Annotated in this window: 15 protein-coding genes; 4 read left to right on the plus strand and 11 right to left on the minus strand. The window is 31.2% G+C overall.

Annotated features, from left to right (window positions below; translation table 11 throughout):
• Positions 1–27 precede the first annotated feature (27 nt).
• The 7 genes from V9L04_RS11765 to V9L04_RS11795 form a co-directional block, all read right to left on the minus strand.
• Positions 28–3594, minus strand: a complete 3567-nt coding sequence (locus V9L04_RS11765; protein ID WP_338790003.1) for a CHAT domain-containing tetratricopeptide repeat protein — start codon at positions 3592–3594, stop codon at positions 28–30.
• A 201-nt stretch (positions 3595–3795) separates the two neighbouring features.
• Positions 3796–4395, minus strand: a complete 600-nt coding sequence (locus V9L04_RS11770) for a hypothetical protein (protein ID WP_338790004.1) — start codon at positions 4393–4395, stop codon at positions 3796–3798.
• Positions 4396–4404: 9 nt separating this feature from the next.
• Entirely contained in the window at positions 4405–5037 is a 633-nt protein-coding gene (locus V9L04_RS11775) for a hypothetical protein (protein ID WP_338790005.1), read from the minus strand.
• Positions 5038–5040: 3 nt separating this feature from the next.
• Positions 5041–5523: a hypothetical protein gene (locus V9L04_RS11780; RefSeq protein ID WP_338790006.1), complete on the minus strand. Its 483-nt coding sequence runs from the start codon at positions 5521–5523 to the stop codon at positions 5041–5043.
• A gap of 158 nt (positions 5524–5681) precedes the next feature.
• On the minus strand, positions 5682–8576 hold the full coding sequence (locus V9L04_RS11785; RefSeq protein ID WP_338790007.1) for a class I tRNA ligase family protein: 2895 nt from the start codon (positions 8574–8576) through the stop codon (positions 5682–5684).
• A gap of 221 nt (positions 8577–8797) precedes the next feature.
• The gene (locus V9L04_RS11790; RefSeq protein ID WP_338790008.1) at positions 8798–8965 is read right to left on the minus strand and encodes a hypothetical protein; all 168 of its coding nucleotides are present in this window, start codon (positions 8963–8965) and stop codon (positions 8798–8800) included.
• Between the two features lie 139 nt (positions 8966–9104).
• Positions 9105–9911: a nicotinamidase gene (locus tag V9L04_RS11795; RefSeq protein WP_338790009.1), complete on the minus strand. Its 807-nt coding sequence runs from the start codon at positions 9909–9911 to the stop codon at positions 9105–9107.
• A 193-nt stretch (positions 9912–10104) separates the two neighbouring features.
• Here V9L04_RS11795 and V9L04_RS11800 point away from each other — a divergent pair, with 193 nt between their 5' ends.
• The 3 genes from V9L04_RS11800 (at position 10105) to V9L04_RS11810 (ending at position 11382) form a co-directional block, all read left to right on the plus strand.
• Positions 10105–10518: a hypothetical protein gene (locus V9L04_RS11800; protein ID WP_338790010.1), complete on the plus strand. Its 414-nt coding sequence runs from the start codon at positions 10105–10107 to the stop codon at positions 10516–10518.
• A 95-nt stretch (positions 10519–10613) separates the two neighbouring features.
• The gene (locus V9L04_RS11805) at positions 10614–11033 is read left to right on the plus strand and encodes a hypothetical protein (RefSeq protein ID WP_338790011.1); all 420 of its coding nucleotides are present in this window, start codon (positions 10614–10616) and stop codon (positions 11031–11033) included.
• 13 nt (positions 11034–11046) lie between these two features.
• Complete coding sequence (locus V9L04_RS11810; protein WP_338790012.1) at positions 11047–11382, plus strand: hypothetical protein; 336 nt, start codon at positions 11047–11049, stop codon at positions 11380–11382.
• A 1-nt stretch (position 11383) separates the two neighbouring features.
• Here V9L04_RS11810 and V9L04_RS11815 read toward each other — a convergent pair whose 3' ends face one another.
• Together V9L04_RS11815 and V9L04_RS11820 are read right to left on the minus strand one after the other, a co-directional pair.
• On the minus strand, positions 11384–11725 hold the full coding sequence (locus V9L04_RS11815) for an MGMT family protein (protein ID WP_338790013.1): 342 nt from the start codon (positions 11723–11725) through the stop codon (positions 11384–11386).
• 18 nt (positions 11726–11743) lie between these two features.
• On the minus strand, positions 11744–13864 hold the full coding sequence (locus V9L04_RS11820; RefSeq protein ID WP_338790014.1) for a LysM peptidoglycan-binding domain-containing protein: 2121 nt from the start codon (positions 13862–13864) through the stop codon (positions 11744–11746).
• Positions 13865–14067: 203 nt separating this feature from the next.
• On the opposite strand from V9L04_RS11820, the gene V9L04_RS11825 reads away from it, so the two are divergent.
• Positions 14068–14760, plus strand: a complete 693-nt coding sequence (locus V9L04_RS11825) for a DUF2461 domain-containing protein (RefSeq protein ID WP_338790015.1) — start codon at positions 14068–14070, stop codon at positions 14758–14760.
• A gap of 70 nt (positions 14761–14830) precedes the next feature.
• On the opposite strand, the gene V9L04_RS11830 is transcribed toward V9L04_RS11825, so the two are convergent.
• Complete coding sequence (locus tag V9L04_RS11830) at positions 14831–16336, minus strand: hypothetical protein (protein WP_338790016.1); 1506 nt, start codon at positions 16334–16336, stop codon at positions 14831–14833.
• Between the two features lie 188 nt (positions 16337–16524).
• On the minus strand, positions 16525–17118 hold the full coding sequence (locus V9L04_RS11835) for a hypothetical protein (RefSeq protein WP_338790017.1): 594 nt from the start codon (positions 17116–17118) through the stop codon (positions 16525–16527).
• Between the last annotated feature and the right edge of the window lie 146 nt (positions 17119–17264).

The raw sequence follows: 17264 nt of genomic DNA on the forward strand, positions 1-17264 counted from the left end.
TAATTATTTTAACAAAAATAATTATTTTTATTCTCCAATTAATAAAATACCTGCCCAATAAAAAGGATTTTTGAATTTCTCAGATTTTGATAATTTCTGTTTGGCAAGTTGCAGAGATTCTGAATAAGATTTGCCTTCAGAAACAGATTCATAAAAGAATGTCATAAGTTCTTTAGTAGCTAAATCATCTATTTGCCACAGCGAAAAAAGAACATTTTTTGTTCCTGCGTTCAGAAATGAACGAGTAAGTGTAATTACGCCCTCTCCTTCTACTACTTGTCCTACACCTGAACGACAGCTACTCAAAACTACTAGTTCGTTAGGAAACGACATTCCATACAAATCACTTGCATAAAATTTTTGTGGAGTTTCTTTATCTTTTGTAATAGAATCTTTTCCAAATAACCAAATATGAGAATTGAAAGGTGTTTTTGTAAACGTCTGGCTATGTGTAGCTAGATGCAATCTTCGTGTTTTGGTTGCATAGCTTTTCAAGTTTTCTTGATTTGCGTTTAGATTTACAAAAGCCAAAGCATTTTTCTCTTGATTAGTAAACAAATTGGCAATTTCTTCTACTTCTTGTTTGCTGTATGGGAGAGAACTCAAATTACTTCTATTATTTGCCACTAAATTACTATTGTTTTCTTTTTGGTCTTCGAAAACAGGAGCAAATCCCACAAATTCATATTCATAGTTTATTTGATTTTTGCTTTGTCTTTGAGCTGCCCAAAGTGAAGATGAATAATGAAAAGAAATTTCCTTTCTTAATAATGGATAATTGATATTTTGATTAGATAGGTTACTTTCTTGTTGAGATGTACTTAATAATGTAGAAAAAGGAATTTGTTGTAAAATAGCATCAGGAATGATAATGAGCTTTTGACTTATTGTGATATGGGATTCAATAGGTTGAATTAGAATTTTATAGAGTGCATCGCTTTGCACTACAAATTTTTCTATGCTACAATCTTTAGCTAAACAGTTTCTATATTTTTTTAGTGTTTCTTCAAAATCAATTGGCTTTATTCTATAAAATAATTGTTTGTCTTTACTAATGATTTGAACAAATAAATAAGGTTCAAACCATTGATAAACAATCATTTGTTCGTTTTCTTTTAGATTTTCTTTAATAGTTTGAGTAGTAGCTAATTGATTAGGTTCTTGAAGGTTTTTATAACTTTTGAATTTCTCTGATAATTCATTTTTAAGTTTTTGATTTTTATTTCTTGTTTCTAAAATTTGCTGATTGTAATACGCTAATTTAGCTATTTGACTTTCTGATTTTTCCTGACTATCTGTATTTTCAAGTTCTTCTATTTCACGCTGATAATAATCAATTAGCGAACTATAATTTACATCTAACTTTCTCAAATTTTCAGGAACTTGTGTCATTACAAGAGCTTCCTGAGTTTGTTTTCTTAGCAAAGATGCACGATTTTTTTCTGCAAAATAAAAGGCATCTTCATAAATTTGTTCCTCTACAGTTTTCATTTTTGTAGCTTCAAAACAAGTAGAAAGAGCCTTTCCATAAATTTCTGTTGTCAGTTTGCTGATAAGTAATTGGTCATTATCTGTATGCAATTGAGAGCGCATTTTATCAATTATTTCATCTGCCTTTCTGTAATAGTTTAGTTGTTGAGCAAAAGGAAACTTATTTAAGGTAGCTAAACCTTTGTAAGAATCTAAAGCAATTTCTATATCTGCATATTCTTGTCCTAATACGTTTACTTCAAGTGATTTTCTATAATTACTTTCGGCTTTAGTAAAGTCTGAAATGGCTGCAAAACAGTTTGCTAAGTTATTCAAAACATTTGCACTCGTCCATGTTTTTTCATTGTTTTGTTTTTCTATCAATGCTTTTTGATAATAATAAATAGCTGAATCATAATTTTGATGTTTTTCGAAAGCATATCCTAAATTATTATAGGCTCTTCCTATATTAGCATGATTTCTGTTTTTTTCGGGTAAATCATTTTCGGCAGCCAAAGATAAATGATAATAATGGTAGGCAGAATCGTACTTTTCAAGACTTCTATAAACTATTCCCAAACTACTATACGTTTGTCCAAGAATATAAAATCTGTCTTTTAAAAATAGTTCTTCTAATATTTTTTTAGCTTGCAAAGAGTGAAAAAGAGCTTTTTCATTTTGTTCTAGTTTTAGATAAACCCTTGAAATAACTTGATGAGAACGAGCAATAGCTGTCGGAAAATTTTTCTGTTCTTGTGCTTCATAAATTTCAATTGCACGTTTAGAATACTCTACCGACTGCTGTAAGTTATTTTGTTCACTATAAATACTGGCAACTAAAGAGTAGACATTTGCAACTTGTACATGACTTTCTCCTAATGCTTTCTTTGTTAGCTCTAAATATTTTTCAGCATAAAAAAAAGACTTATCATAATTATTTATTTTTGAATAGGCAATTGCATTGATTTTATATACATCAATTTCAAGATAAACCGAAGCAACAGGATTTTGAAGTATTTTATCTGAATAATCAACTGCTTTTTGATAGAAATTTTGATAAAAATAAAGAAGTGATTTGTGAGCATAAAGCTGTTGAACTTGATGTGATTCTTGAGAATATAACTTTGAAAACTGTTCTATATATTCATCTAATAATTTTTCTTCTTCATCCCATTTGCGAGTTTCCAAAAGCATAGCACTTCGCACCCGAATATGGTCTTGAAAAACAGAATTAGTAGCAGGTGTTTTTTGACAAAGTACCCAAACAGAATCACTAATTTCTACGACTTCTTTCATTTTGCGCTCAATAAATAATTTGGTCATAGATAAGACATGAAAACGTAATTCTAATTCTGTTTGAGGAGCATATTTAGCCACTTTTTCTTGAATTTCATCTAAGTAAACTTGACTTTCTCTTACTTTTAACTGATAAAGCAACAAAACTTTTGTGTACTGAATTTGAGCATCTACTTTTTCAATTTCGTTGGCAGTTTGTGGAAGATAATCAATAGATTTTTGAGCATAAGAAAGGGCTTCATTAGGCATTCCGTAGGAAGTAAAAAGCTGGCTAAGAAGCTCAGTTTGTTCGGATGCTGTTTCAAATTTGGAATCTTCAAATGTCTCTATTTCTAAAAAGTCTAAATTTATATCTGATACGTTTGCATACCGATTGGCTAACTGATAACTTTTGAGTTCTTGATAATTTGGAATCTGTTTGAATAAATTAACTGCTTTTTGATAGAATCCTTTCCAATACTCGTACTTTGCTTCTTGAAATATAATCTGATGAGCTAATTCAGTTTCTTTTTTATCATTTAATTTTAATTCTTTTAGCTCTTGAATAGATTTTTCTATGACTTCTATGTTTCCAACTAAGTAAGCTATTTTGAGTCGTTGTATTTGAAAATTGACATAGTTACTTGTTTCTTTTTTTGGATTCAACTCTGCTAAATATTCGCCATAAGCAATTAAAGTGCTATCTATTTGATTGTTTTGCCAAAGAGAATTTATTCTACTCTGATAAAGAATATCACTTTCTGAGTTGTTTTGAGCTTTTGAGAAAAATGAAAAACTAAAAAAAACTAAAAAGAAAAATAATAAAACAGAATTGATTTTAATTTTCATAGTAGAGTTGTTTTTTTGTAGATATTATAATCTTTGAATAAAACAAATCTAATGAAAAATTATATTAGATGGAATGAAAAATAGTATTTTTTCTAAGGCTTGATATGCGAAATTACATTACAGGTTGCATAAAACAATGATGCAAGCCATTTTAAAATAATGAAAGTTGTGGTGTATTAGGGTCATTATTTTTGACAAGTATTATGAAAGAAAAGGATTTGGAGTATACTTTGACATCAAGCCTTTTTGCAAAATTTTATCTTGAAATTCCTTTATGCTCTCATTGTGTTTAGCTATTTCTCTACTTTCTGTATTAGCATCATAAATTCTATCTTTCGAAAAATATAAAACTCCCTCATGATGAGAATTAAGAACCCAGTTTAAAGTTTTATCCCAAATTATTTCATCAGAAGCGAAAAAAATGCCGTCCCAAAATTTGATTATCATTTTCCAAGTCAATACAAAGGCATGATTTTTTGAGGAAGTCCAAATTACTTTTGTATCGAATTTAATTCCTCGTTGATAAAGCCACTTTTTCACCTCTTCACTTGTCTTTGCATCTGCAAATATACAATCTGTTTCTTTGAAATAATCACTATTATCCAAGAATAAAAATTTTTGAGAGAATTCAAAATCCCATAAAAAAGCAGACGCTTTATCGTTCAATGGAATAATTTGGTCTTCAAATTCCTTATATAATTCTCGTTCATCTTCTAATTCAAATTTCCATTTCAAAACATGAGTAGAAAGAGGAACAGCAAATTCTTCAATATTTTCGAAAGTAACTTTCTTGTATTTCATAGTGTTATTTTAGTTTTCAATTTCAAAAACCATATTATCACTTTCATAGAAGTTTATAAAAATACTATCATTTGATACATTAATATTTTGTATATCCTTTTCCATTAAATATTTGTATGCATCACGTTTAGTAAATTCCACATCATTTCCTTCACTTATAACCTTTACAGAATGACCAGAATAAAAATATCCAATTCTAGTTTTAAAAATAAAATAATTTTTGTCTAAAAAGTAATAACCAGATTCAATACCACCACCACAACTACTAAGAAAACTTAAAACACCTTTTTTGTCATAATTGTAAACTTCATAATCAGACTGTTTATATACAGGCACATGTATTCGTAGTGGCTCATAAAAATCATACGGAAATACGAGACTAGGGTGTTTATCAGTATTACAAACAACGAATGATACTAATAAAGCAACAGCAACATAAAAGGTAGAATATAATCTTATTAAAAGTTTAAATACTGGTTTGACATTGAGAGCAAACATTGAAATGCCACTTCCAAAAAGAAGAATTAGCAATGTCATTTTTGCATAGCTATTCAATCCAAAATTATAGCCATCAATGATAAATAAATTTACCACTAAAATAAGAAGTATAATGATGTGAAATTTGATGAGTTTGGCTTTCATATTTTAATAAAGTTTGAACTTTCTAGTATAATTATCTTTAAAATCTATAAAAATGCTGTCATTTTTTACACCAATATTTTCTATTTCTTTTTTTATTAATGGTTCAGAAAATGTAAACTCTGCATCTTCATAAACAGAATGAAAATAGCCAAGTCTAACTTTAAAAATAAAATAATTTTTGTCTATATAGTAATTACTAGAAGAACCAGAACAAGTGTTTAAAAAATCTAAAACACCTGTCTTTTTATAAATCTCATAATTATATTGTCTATAAATAGGTGTATCTGTGGATAATGATTGTGTGAGATGGTATTCTGTTGAGTTACTACAAGAGTGATCAAAATTACAAATAAATAAAACTAATAAAGGAATAGTCATATAGAGTGTAGAATACAGTTTTAGAAATGTAAATGGTTTGAATAATCGCTTGAAATTTAAAGCAAATAGTGAAAAACCACTTCCAACTAAAAGAAGTACTAATAACATTTTTGCATAACTATTTAATCCAAAGTTAAAAACATTAGTAACAAAAATATTTATCACTAAAATAAGTAGAATGATGAAGTGAAATTTGATGAGTTTGGTTTTCATAGGTGTTTCATAAAACGAACGGTTCGCTTTGAGCGAACCGTTCGGTAAAAATATTAAATCACAATATTTACAATCTTCTTAGGAACTAAAATAAAACGCTTCGGAGATTTTCCTTCTAACCATTTCTGAACTATTTTAGCATCCAAAACTTGCTTTTCGATATCTTCTTTTGGAGTTTCTAAAGCAAAGGACATTTTAGTACGAACTTTTCCATTTATCGAAATTGGATATTCAAATTCATCTTCTTTCAAATAACTCTCATCATAAACTGGAAATTCTGCTTTTACAATAGAAGTTGTTTTTTCTAAAGCAAGATGCCAAAGTTCTTCTGTAATATGTGGCGCAAAAGAAGAAAGAATAACCAAAAAAGGCTCTAAAATCTCTCTTTTGTAGCATTTCATAGCTGTAAGTTCGTTTACACAAATCATAAAAGCACTTACAGAAGTATTCAGAGACAAACGTTCGATGTCATCTTCTACTTTTTTGATGGTTTTGTGAAGTGTTTTGAACTCTTCTTTTGTTGGTTTTTCGTCATTCAAAACCAAATCGCCATTATTGTCATAGAATAAACGCCAAACTTTTCTCAAAAACTTCTGAACGCCATCAATTCCACTTGTATCCCAAGGTTTTGAATATTCCAAAGGCCCTAAAAACATTTCATACAAACGAAGAGCATCGGCACTATATTCTGAAACGACATCATCAGGATTGACAACATTATGAAGACGTTTAGACATTTTTTCTACCTGCGAACCACAAACAAAATTGCCGTTTTCTTCTTTTATAAATTCTGCATTTTCTGTTTCTGGTCTGAATTTTTGATATTTTTTAATATCCAAAATATCATCTTTTACCATACTTACAGGAACGTGTAGAGGACTAATACTGATTGCTATATTTGCTGGAATAGCTTCATGTCCTGCTACTTGATTGATTCCTTCTATTTTTTCGGCATCAGAAGTTAGTTTTTCTACTTGGTGATAAATTCCTTCACTCAAATATACTTGGAAACCACTAATACGATAAATCAAACTAGATTTTCCTTGAATCATTCCTTGGTTAACCAATTTTTTAAATGGCTCATCAAAATTCAAAAATCCTTTATCGTGTAAAAACTTTGTCCAAAAACGAGAATACAGCAAATGACCTACTGCATGTTCTGCTCCACCAATATACACATCAACTTGATTCCAATAATCTACGGCTTCTTTTGATGCAAAAACACGCATATTTTGAGGGTCGGTATAACGCAAGAAATACCAAGAAGAACCTGCCCACCCTGGCATTGTGGTAAGCTCATAAGGATATTTTCCTTGATAAGTAAATGCTTCTGCACGTCCTAGAGGTGGTTCGCCTTCTGCTGTTGGTTTGTAACTATCCACTTCTGGAAGCATTAAAGGCAATTCAGAATCTGGTAATGTATGAGGAATTTCGTCTTTATAATAAATCGGAATCGGTTCTCCCCAATATCTTTGACGACCAAAAGCTGCATCACGCAACCTAAAATTTATTTTTCCTGTTCCAGCTTTTTTCTCTTCTAATTTTTTGATAGCTGCTTGAATGGCATCTTTTATAGATAGTCCATCCAAAAAGTCAGAATTCATTATATGTCCTTCTTTTTCTGTGTAGGCTTCCAAAACATTTCCGTTTTCGTCTGTTTGAGTTTCTTTGATGACTTGAATAATATCCAAACCAAAATGAGTAGCAAAACGAAAATCACGTTCATCAGATGAAGGAACACCCATCACAACACCAGTTCCATAACCCGAAAGAACATAATCAGCCACCCAAATAGGCGTTCTTTTTCCAGAAATTGGATTGATTACATAACTTCCTGTGAAAACTCCTGAAACTGTTTTTACTTCTGTTTGGCGTTCACGTTCCGAACGGTTTTTAGCAAATTTTACATAATTTTCTACGGCTGCTCGTTGCTCTTTTGTGGTAAGCTCATCAATGATTTCAAGCTCAGGTGCAAGGGCAATATAAGTAACTCCGTAAATAGTATCAGGGCGAGTCGTAAAGGCTATAAGCTCTTTTAATTCTTCACTCTTTCTATTATTTGGATTTTCTTCAGTTTTGAAACTAAGTTCTGCACCATACGATTTTCCAATCCAGTTTTTTTGCATTTCTTTGAGCGCATCCGACCATTCTACTTCTTCCAAACCATTCAAAAGACGATCTGCGTAGGCTGTTGTACGCATCATCCATTGAGGCATTTTTTTTCTTTCTACTGGATAACCACCACGTTCTGAAAGTCCGTCTTTGATTTCGTCGTGAGCCAAAACAGAACCTAATTCTGCACACCAGTTTACGATAGCTTCCGATTTATACGCCAAACGATATTTTAATAAAACGTCTGATTTTTCTTTTTCTGTAAAATTATTCCATTCCTCTGCTGAAAAAGAAGGTGTATCATCATCACAAGCTGCATTTATTTTTTTGTTTCCCTCTTTTTCAAAAATGGTAATTAGTTTTTGAATTTCTTCTGCTCTTTCTGTATCGTTATTATAAAATGATTCGAAAAGCTGTTTGAAAACCCATTGTGTCCAACGGTAATAATCAGGATTTGAAGTGCGAATTTCTCTTGACCAATCAAATGAAAAACCAATTTTATCAAACTGTGATTTGAATGTTTGAATATTTTGAGCCGTTGTAATGGCTGGATGTTGTCCTGTTTCGATGGCGTACTGCTCAGCAGGTAAACCAAATGAATCAAAACCCATTGGATGAAGAACATTAAAACCCTTCAAACGCTTAAACCTACTCAAAATATCTGAAGCAATATAACCGAGTGGGTGACCAACATGAAGCCCAGAACCAGAAGGATAAGGAAACATATCTAACACATAATATTTTGGTTTTGTAGTATCATTTTCAACTTTATAAACCTCTTTTTCTTCCCATTGCAATTGCCACTTGGGTTCGATAAGGCGTGGATTGTATTCCATTTTGTCGTATTTTTTCTGTTTGTTAAGAGTAAATGTCGTTGGTGAGGACACCAACAACGGCAGGTAAAGATTATTTTACCTTATATACCTCAAAGGTACTAAGATTTTCAAACATACGAGTTTTTGTTTAGATTCGTATGATAATAAAAGACAACAAAAAAAACTGTTACTTTTTACAAAAAGTAACAGTTTTTTTAGATTTATTTATTGAATGGTTACTATTAATTACCCTTACAACACTCATATTCAGGACTACCTGGCTCTGGTTGATATAAATAATTTCTTTTAGGACAAGCGACATAAGTGCAATTATAATATCCACCTTTAATTTGTTTTACTTGTGCTGTTGAAATAGCAAATTTTCCGAATTTTTTCTTGAGATTTTTCATTAATACTAGAGTTAAGTTTATGAATTTATTTAGGTAAAAGCTACATTGTTATAGCTTGATACAATAATAGGTATAATATTTTTAATGTTGAAATAATTACATTGTTTTTAACAGTTAGATCTATAATTTTTTTTATTTTCTATAATTGTACATCATCACTTTTCACAAACTTAACTCCTAATTTCTTTGCTTTTTGATAAATAGGTTCTCCCAAATGCCCCAAATTTGGAATATCAGACATACAATCTTCTAAAACGATTATTTTTTTGGCTAATTTTGCTGCGTAATCCATAATCTGTTTCAAACTTGTTGCAACACAATGTGACTTTGCTTGTCCTGCTAAATACACATTTTCATACTCATTTAAAGAATCTAAAAGTGATTGATTAAGCTGTGTTTCTGGTTGGTCTTTGACAGGAATTTGAGCTTGAAAAATACCAAAATGTTCGGTAAGTGGGTATGTTCCTTTTGTTACAGCTTGATATTGTTTGTACTGATTGTTTTCTTTATTTATTTTTATCCATTTTTCTAATGCTTTTGATAGAGTTTCATCTAGTGCAGCTCCTTTTGAACCAATCAAACAATGAGTTGTCCAAATAAAATGAGGAAATTCACCTTGTGCTTCTAAGTTTTTTAGGTATTCTTTGGTTTCCTTTGGGTAAAAATTAGGAGTCCATTTTCCATCTTCTACTTCTTTGAGCGTAATTTGAGTAAAAGGATTTGGTTCATCTCCAGTTGCATCTCTCCAAAAAGAAGGATGTGAAATATCGTTTACTGGATGAGTATCAAGTGTTACACAAATATGGTCTAATTGTGTTGCATTTGTTGTGATAAAATCAGAAAGACGCTGAATGTCATTTTCTGCATTGGGAACATATAAAGCACCAGCAGGATTACAAAAATCATATTGAGCATCAATTATCAAAAGTGCATTTTGTTTTTTCATTTTTGAGAAATTTAAAATAGTTTGTAAGGGTAAAAACAATGATTAAGAAATACTTTTATTTAGGATAACGTAAAAAATACACTAAGGTTTTGGCTACTTTAAAAAAACGGAATATTTTTTTTGTAGACTTACTTGCATAGTTTTTGAGATTCAAAAAAGAAACTTAAATCTCACTATAATCCCTTTTAATGAAATGAAAATAGAACTAAAAGATGAAACACAAACTGTTTTTTTTCAAATTGAACATTTGAGTGATAAAAATATTATTCAGACAACTTGGATAGCAGATGGTATAACAGTAGACCAAATAAAAGATGGAGCTATGATAATGTTAGAACAACTAAAAAAGAATAACACATCTTTGATTTTGAATGATAACAGGAAAATTACAGGGGCTTGGGATGAGGCAAATGAGTGGATTGCAAATGAGTGGATGCCCAAAGCAATAGAAATAGGAGTGAGAAAATTTGCTCATATTATTTCAGATGATATATTTGATCAACTATCTGCTGAGTTTATGCAAGATAACAGCAAAAAAGTGGAAGGAGAATTTCAAATGCGTTTATTTGATAATTTAGAAGAAGCTGAAGAATGGCTGTTAGCATAATTTTTGTATGCTAGTTTTTGTGGCAATATTATACTTGCATTTATTAAAAAATATACTTATTTTTCATTTTATATATTAACTTCAATTTTATCGAAATGAAAAAAGAACTAAAAGACGAGTCCCAAAAAGTCTTTCTGCAGATTGAACAATTTACAGATAGAAATATTATGTACTCAAACTGGATTGGTACTGATTTGACAATCGCCCAAATAAAAGAAGGTGGAGCATTAATATTAAAAGAATTGGCACAACATCCTACTCCTTTGATTTTAAATGATAACAGACAAGTAGTCGGAGGTTGGGATGTGGTTGTGATAGATGCTTGGATTGCAGATCATTGGATGCCACAAGTAATAGAAGCAGGTGTGAAAAAATTTGCTCATTTATTACCTAATGAACTATTTACAGAACTCTCTGCCGAATTTATGAAAGATAATAGTGAACAACTAGAAGGAGATTTTAAGTTGCGTCTATTTCATAATCAAGAAGAAGCTGAAAAATGGCTCGCAGAATAAAAAATAACAAACTATGACAAATAAATCTCAATTTCTTTCTTATTATTTTAGAAAAAATATTTCTTTTCTATTCATTATCTTTTCATTGTTTCTCTTTAGTGGAACTTTAGTTTCGTGTGGAGGAAGTAAAAAAGGCGCACAAGCCAGCGAACAAGAAGCAGGAAAGAAGAAAAAAAAGCCCAAAAAGTGTAAAGACGAAGGCTGTAGAGTAAGAATGTCACACTATCACGAAGGTTCAGAATTTAAAGGTAAACGAGGCAACTTCTTTATGCGACTTTTTACACCTAAAGAATCCAAATACGGACAGGGAAGATATAGAAATCATGGTTGGAAAAAAGGAAAAAAATAGCTTATAAAAGTTCCATTTGAGGATTCCAAAATATTTTGTCAAAATCCTGTATTTGGTCGTTTTCTACTTTTATATTTTCAGCTTCTAAAAGCTCTTGCATTGTAGTAGGTGTTTCGAAATGATGTCTGCCTGTCAGAAGTCCGTTTCGGTTTACTACTCTATGTGCAGGAATTTTTATATCTTTTTCTTGATTAATTTTTACACAATTATTCATTACCCAACCTACCATTCTTGCACCTCGTGTATGTCCCAAAAACTTGGCAATCGTTCCATAGGAAGTTACTCTTCCTTTTGGGATTTGTAAAACTACATCTATTACGTCGTCTTGGAAAGTGGTTTTCATAAATACAATGTTCTATTTCTAACTAAAACTAATCCCAGCGTCTAATACTTTTTGAGGACGAGTACGAACTCTTGCATCGGTTGCATTGGCTATAATTGTTTGGATTACTCGTTTTTCATCAATATTTTTAAGAGCAGTTAGTGAAGTAATTCCTGTTTGTCTAGCTACCTGTTCCATTGCAGGCGCAAAAATACGTAATGCCCCTGTAAGTCCTTGGTTTACAGCTAAATCTATCAATACGGTTATTCCCCCTGCTGAATTGATGAAATCAGTTACAGGTTCACGATTTACATCAACTCCATTTGCATTGAGTGAAATTTTGGCTCTAAGTGCAGGTTTTACATATTCTTGTACGGCTGCCAAAACTTGTAATTTTGCTACTTCAATATTTTGTCCTGCTCTTACAAATATGCCATGTAAAACTTTATCAGCACGAATATATTTTTCGGCATCTGTTCCTACATAACGTTTTCCATCTGGTGTAAAGACTACCATACTTGCAGGTTCGTATTTATCGTTTTTGTAAGTATATTCTACATCAATTCCGAATCTTCCGAAGGCTTCTTCAAATAAAGATGGATTTCTGTCTTTAATAAGTGCCATCATATTTGGAAATGTTCCTCCACCTGTTTCTCCAGCAAATTGAATGAATCCAAAAGAAAAAGCAGCTTTATCATAACTATTGATAGCATCAAACTTTCCTTCATTTTTAGATACAAATTCTAGAGCCTCAGCAAGCTGACGAGACAAACCAACACTTTCATAATAAGCAGCAGGAATGTCATGAACAACTGTTCCTGAGTACGAAATTCCATACGGATAAACACTATAATTACTTCTGACAAAGTTAGAAAAACTAACTTTTTCTAGATTTCCTCTATGGTCTTTATAAGTAATATCGTATTTAGTATATTCTCTCAATAATTTATAGGTTACATCATTTGGATTGATAAGTCCATTAGAATAACCTGAAGCTCCAATTAAAGAAGATTTTCCTGCCCACCAATCAATTTTATTTCTTCTTTGGAAATTATCAATTGCTGAAATGGTAGCTTGAATTTGTGAAAGACCATCAACAGAATTCATATAATCTAACTGCACAAAACGTCTTTGTACTTTCTCTACATCAGCTTGACGGTTTGCACCACCACGTCCAACGCTTGCAGAAAGTCCACTTCCAAAAATTTGAACGCCATTTATTGCATCAAGATTAATAACTTCTTTTTTATTTTGTTCGTATTTTGAAATATTTCCTGTTTCGGGAACAGAAGAAGAGTTATCTCCTTGTCCATTACCCCCTCCACTACTTGAGTCTCCATCAGAATTATTATTTCCTCCACTACCAGAATTATAATTTGTTGTTTTGACTTCTTTAGTAATCATCAAACGCTGACCTAATGAAAGGGCATTTGAGCTAAGTCCATTACTTTCTTTAATGTCTTGAACAGAAACATTATATGCCATTGCAATTCTATACAAAGAATCTCCTGATATAACTGTATGATAAATAATTTTGGGGGCAGCTTGCGTAGGTTGAGGATTTTGAACAGGAGCAGCCTGAGAAGCTACTTCTGGTTTTTCTTCCAAGTAAAGCATCTGTCCAATACGCAAAATGTTACTATCTAAATCATTGATACTTTTCAAATCATTTACAGAAACACCTACTTTTTGAGAAACTCGCCACATGCTATCTCCAGTCTGTACAACATAACTCGGACGAGGTGTAAAAACAGGAGCTTTTACAACTGTTGGCGAATTGGTTTGAACAGTAGGCGTAGCAACAGGTGCAGTATAGTTACTTCCACCACTTACTCTAAGTTGCTGACCAAGTGAAAGCGAATTTGAAGAAAGATTATTTAAAGCCTTTATCTCATTTACAGAAATATTAAATTTTGTAGCAATTCTCCAAAGTGAATCCCCAGCCTGTACAGTATAAACAGAAGTATTTGGCGAAGAAGCTGTAGCTGTATTTCCACTTCCATACGAAGGAGAATCTACACTTACTTGCAAACGCTGTCCTAATGAAAGACTAGCATCTGACATATTATTAAGTCTTTTAATTTCATCTACTGAAATTTGATATTGCCTAGAAATTCCCCAAAGTGTGTCTCCACTTTGTACTGTATGATAATTTGCCATTCAAAAAGAAGTATAATGCTTAAAAAGTAAGAGTTAGATAAATTTTAATAACTCTGATGGTAAGATACGTATTTTTTTGTTTTTTGAGAACAGAATTTTCAAAACTTATTTTATTTCATTAAAAAAGATATGAATCTTAAACCTAATTGTTTGAATTCTGTTTTGAAAAGGTAATCTATTAATTGCCAACTAAGCTATCAAAAATGAAACTTACCCTTGATTTCCTCAACCAACTACATCAAAACAACGATAGAGATTGGTTTAAAGAACATAAAAAACAATATGAAGCTGCAAAAGCAGAATTTGCTGTCTTGATTACAGCCCTTTTAGAACACTTTACAAACAAATTAGATCCTGCTTTTTCTACACTTACAGCAAAAGATTGTATTTTTAGATTAAACAGAGATATTCGTTTTAGTAAAGACAAAACACCTTATAAAACGTATTTTGGAGCAGTTTTGCATCCAGATGGCAGAAAGACAGAAAAACCTCTTTTCTATTTACATATTGCCCCAAATAATAATTCGTTTTTGGCTATCGGAGTTTTTCAACCCAATAAAGAATATATCAAAAAAATTAGAGAAGAGATTGATTATAATGCTGACGAACTAAAAGCAATTTTTAATAGAAAAGAATTCAAAAAATACTTTGATGGTTTTTCAGAGATGGAAAATGGAGTTTTGAAAACTGCGCCTCGTGGTTATCCAAAAGACCATGAAAATATAGAACTTCTTAGATTAAAACACTTTATTGTAGAAAAAACAATTACAGATAAAGAACTTCTATCTGATGATATTGCTGAAAAACTAGCTGAAATAGCCATTACAGGACAACCTCTGAATGATTGGTTGAATGTGGTTTGGCAGGAAGTAGAAGAAGTTGGAAGTAAGCATTAGAAATACAGTTTGACCACAGAGGAAAGAGAGATTAAAGAGAATCCAAAACTGCAAATTACTGATAGCTAATTCATTCCAATTCCAAATAAATCTTGCGTTCTCTTTCTTTAATATAGGCTCTCAAATCTTTGTAAGGAATATAAATTGGAAAAAAACGTTTTTGGGAACGACTGTAAAGTGTTAATCTCAAATTATCTGGAAGGAAATTATAATGCTCCAAAACAGTAAGCGAATCATAGGGTTCGAATTGCATTTGATGACGTTGCGATTCTACTTCTACATGTCGTTTTGCTCGTAAATGAATACGTGCTTCAAAACTATTTTGAGGATTTTTCTTATCTATTTCAGTAGTAAATAAATGATTTAAATGAAAAACTTCATTCTTTTTAAGGTCATAATTAAAGGCTACATATTCTGTTCTCTTGCTTCCTTGGCGAATAAAAAATAATCCACTAATAAGATTTTTATTGGCAAAAAGGATATTGTAATTAATTTCTATATCACAATTTCGGTTTTGAGAGCCTGTAGTGTCTAGCTTAGCTAAAAACTCTTTTTGCCAAGCATTTACGTGTGATTTGATATAGGTCTCATTAAAATCTTTCAAAATATCTTCGTTTTCGATTCCTGTAATTTGTGGATAATAAACACAGAGTGAACTGCCATCAGAAGTTTTGAAACGCTTGATATGATTTTCTAATGAATAAGGAAGAATTTTTTCTTCATACAAAAAGTCTAGTTTTTGATTTGTTTTGGCTGATTCCCAAATACCTTTAAAATTATAATCATAATCAACAGAACCTTTGAAATATCCCGAAACAGTTTCGGCATCTAAAGCTGCACGCTCTTCGATAATCCATTCAAATTGCTTATTTTTATCATTATTTGAAACTCTATTGCTTTTATAATCTGTGGCATTTTCTAAATAAATATCTCTCCAAAATGTATCATAAAAATAAACACCACGTTGGAATTGAGGAGAACTTACATCGGCTGTTACACAGACATACGCCCAAAGTGAATAGTCTTTTCCTTCAATAGTTCCTTTCATACGTAGCCATTCGCCACGTTCCCACTGTGTTGAAATAGCTGTGTTTTGTTGTTCTTGTTTTTCAAAAGGACGTTTATCCCAAACAAAATAGGCATTTTTGTAAGGTAAAAAAACAGCAGATGGTTCTTGCCAACTCCCTATAGCTGGGTGAGTGGTTTGAGAGTAAGTAAGACGAGTAGTAGTATTTCCACCATTTTCTAAAAGGTAAAAAGTATAGTTATTTTCTTTTTTGATAAGTTTTTGGACGAGCCAAACACGCTGTGTTAAATTGGCTTGATAGCGAATTTGCATGCGTTCATTTGCCAAATCATATTCAAACTTAAACGTTGGATTCATTCCCTCATAAGGTTCTATCAAAATTCGTTTTCCATCTTTTTCAGTGAGAAGAAACCATTCTTTAGGAAAGTTTTCAACAGCTTTTGCAATTTCTTTTGGCTTTTCGAATTCATCAGAAGAAGAACAAGAGGTCAGAGAAAATGAAGCAATAAAAAAAAACAAAACATAGAAGCGCAAAAGATTAACACTCAATTTTTGAGAAGTTGAACTAAGGCAAGAAAAAGAGAAGAGAAAATGGGATAAATACTTCAAGAGAAACAATTATTTGATAGGAAGACTTATTTTGTGTCTAAATTACAAAATACAATTTACAAAAAAATGCTATTTGGATATAAATTTCTCTTTTATGTTTTGAAATCTTGATGTGAACTGGATATATTTTATTTTTTACAAAAAATAGGGTTTTCACATAACTTTTTCAAACGCTCCAAACTTGTATTACTTTCTCTCTCTATTTTAGGCTTGTAATATAAATAACCCAAATAACGTATAAAAGGATTTTCTCCCAAATCAATCTCTAATGTAAAATTTAGTGTTGAACGTTCATTATTTGTATTATTTTCAATTACTGACTTTAATTCAAACTCGCCTTCTATGTGTGTTTGTGAGGTTTTAAAATTAGCAATATATTTTAGTTTCTCAAAGTTTGAGTTTGAGGCGTTTTTGTTGGAAATAGACTGAATATATAATTCTACTTTTTCAATGTTTTTAGAATCATTTTTATCTTTGAATTTCATAAATGCTCCTACTCCTTGTGGAAATTGTGAGTAAATATATTCTGTATCAGAAGTTTCATCCCATTTTTGCCAGTCCAACCATTTTTCCCATTTGGGTAAGTCATATAAGTATTCAGAAATATGAGAAGAAGAAGAATTGATTTCTATTTGTTCATTAATGAGTAAGGTTTGAGGAAGCAAAAGACCTCCATATACAATGATAACAGAGATTACGAAAAGTAAAATAGTAGTTCGCATGAGGTAGTTAAAATTAGGATAGATTAAGTTCTAGGTTTGCTTATGTTGATGTAACAAAGGTAATATCAGACACCGTAAAGGATGTGAGGAGTAAATTATTATAATGTCTTTTTAATATTTTTTTATCAAAAATCACAAACAGATTA

Source organism: Bernardetia sp. MNP-M8, assembly GCF_037126285.1.
Taxonomy (GTDB): Bacteria; Bacteroidota; Bacteroidia; order Cytophagales; family Bernardetiaceae; genus Bernardetia.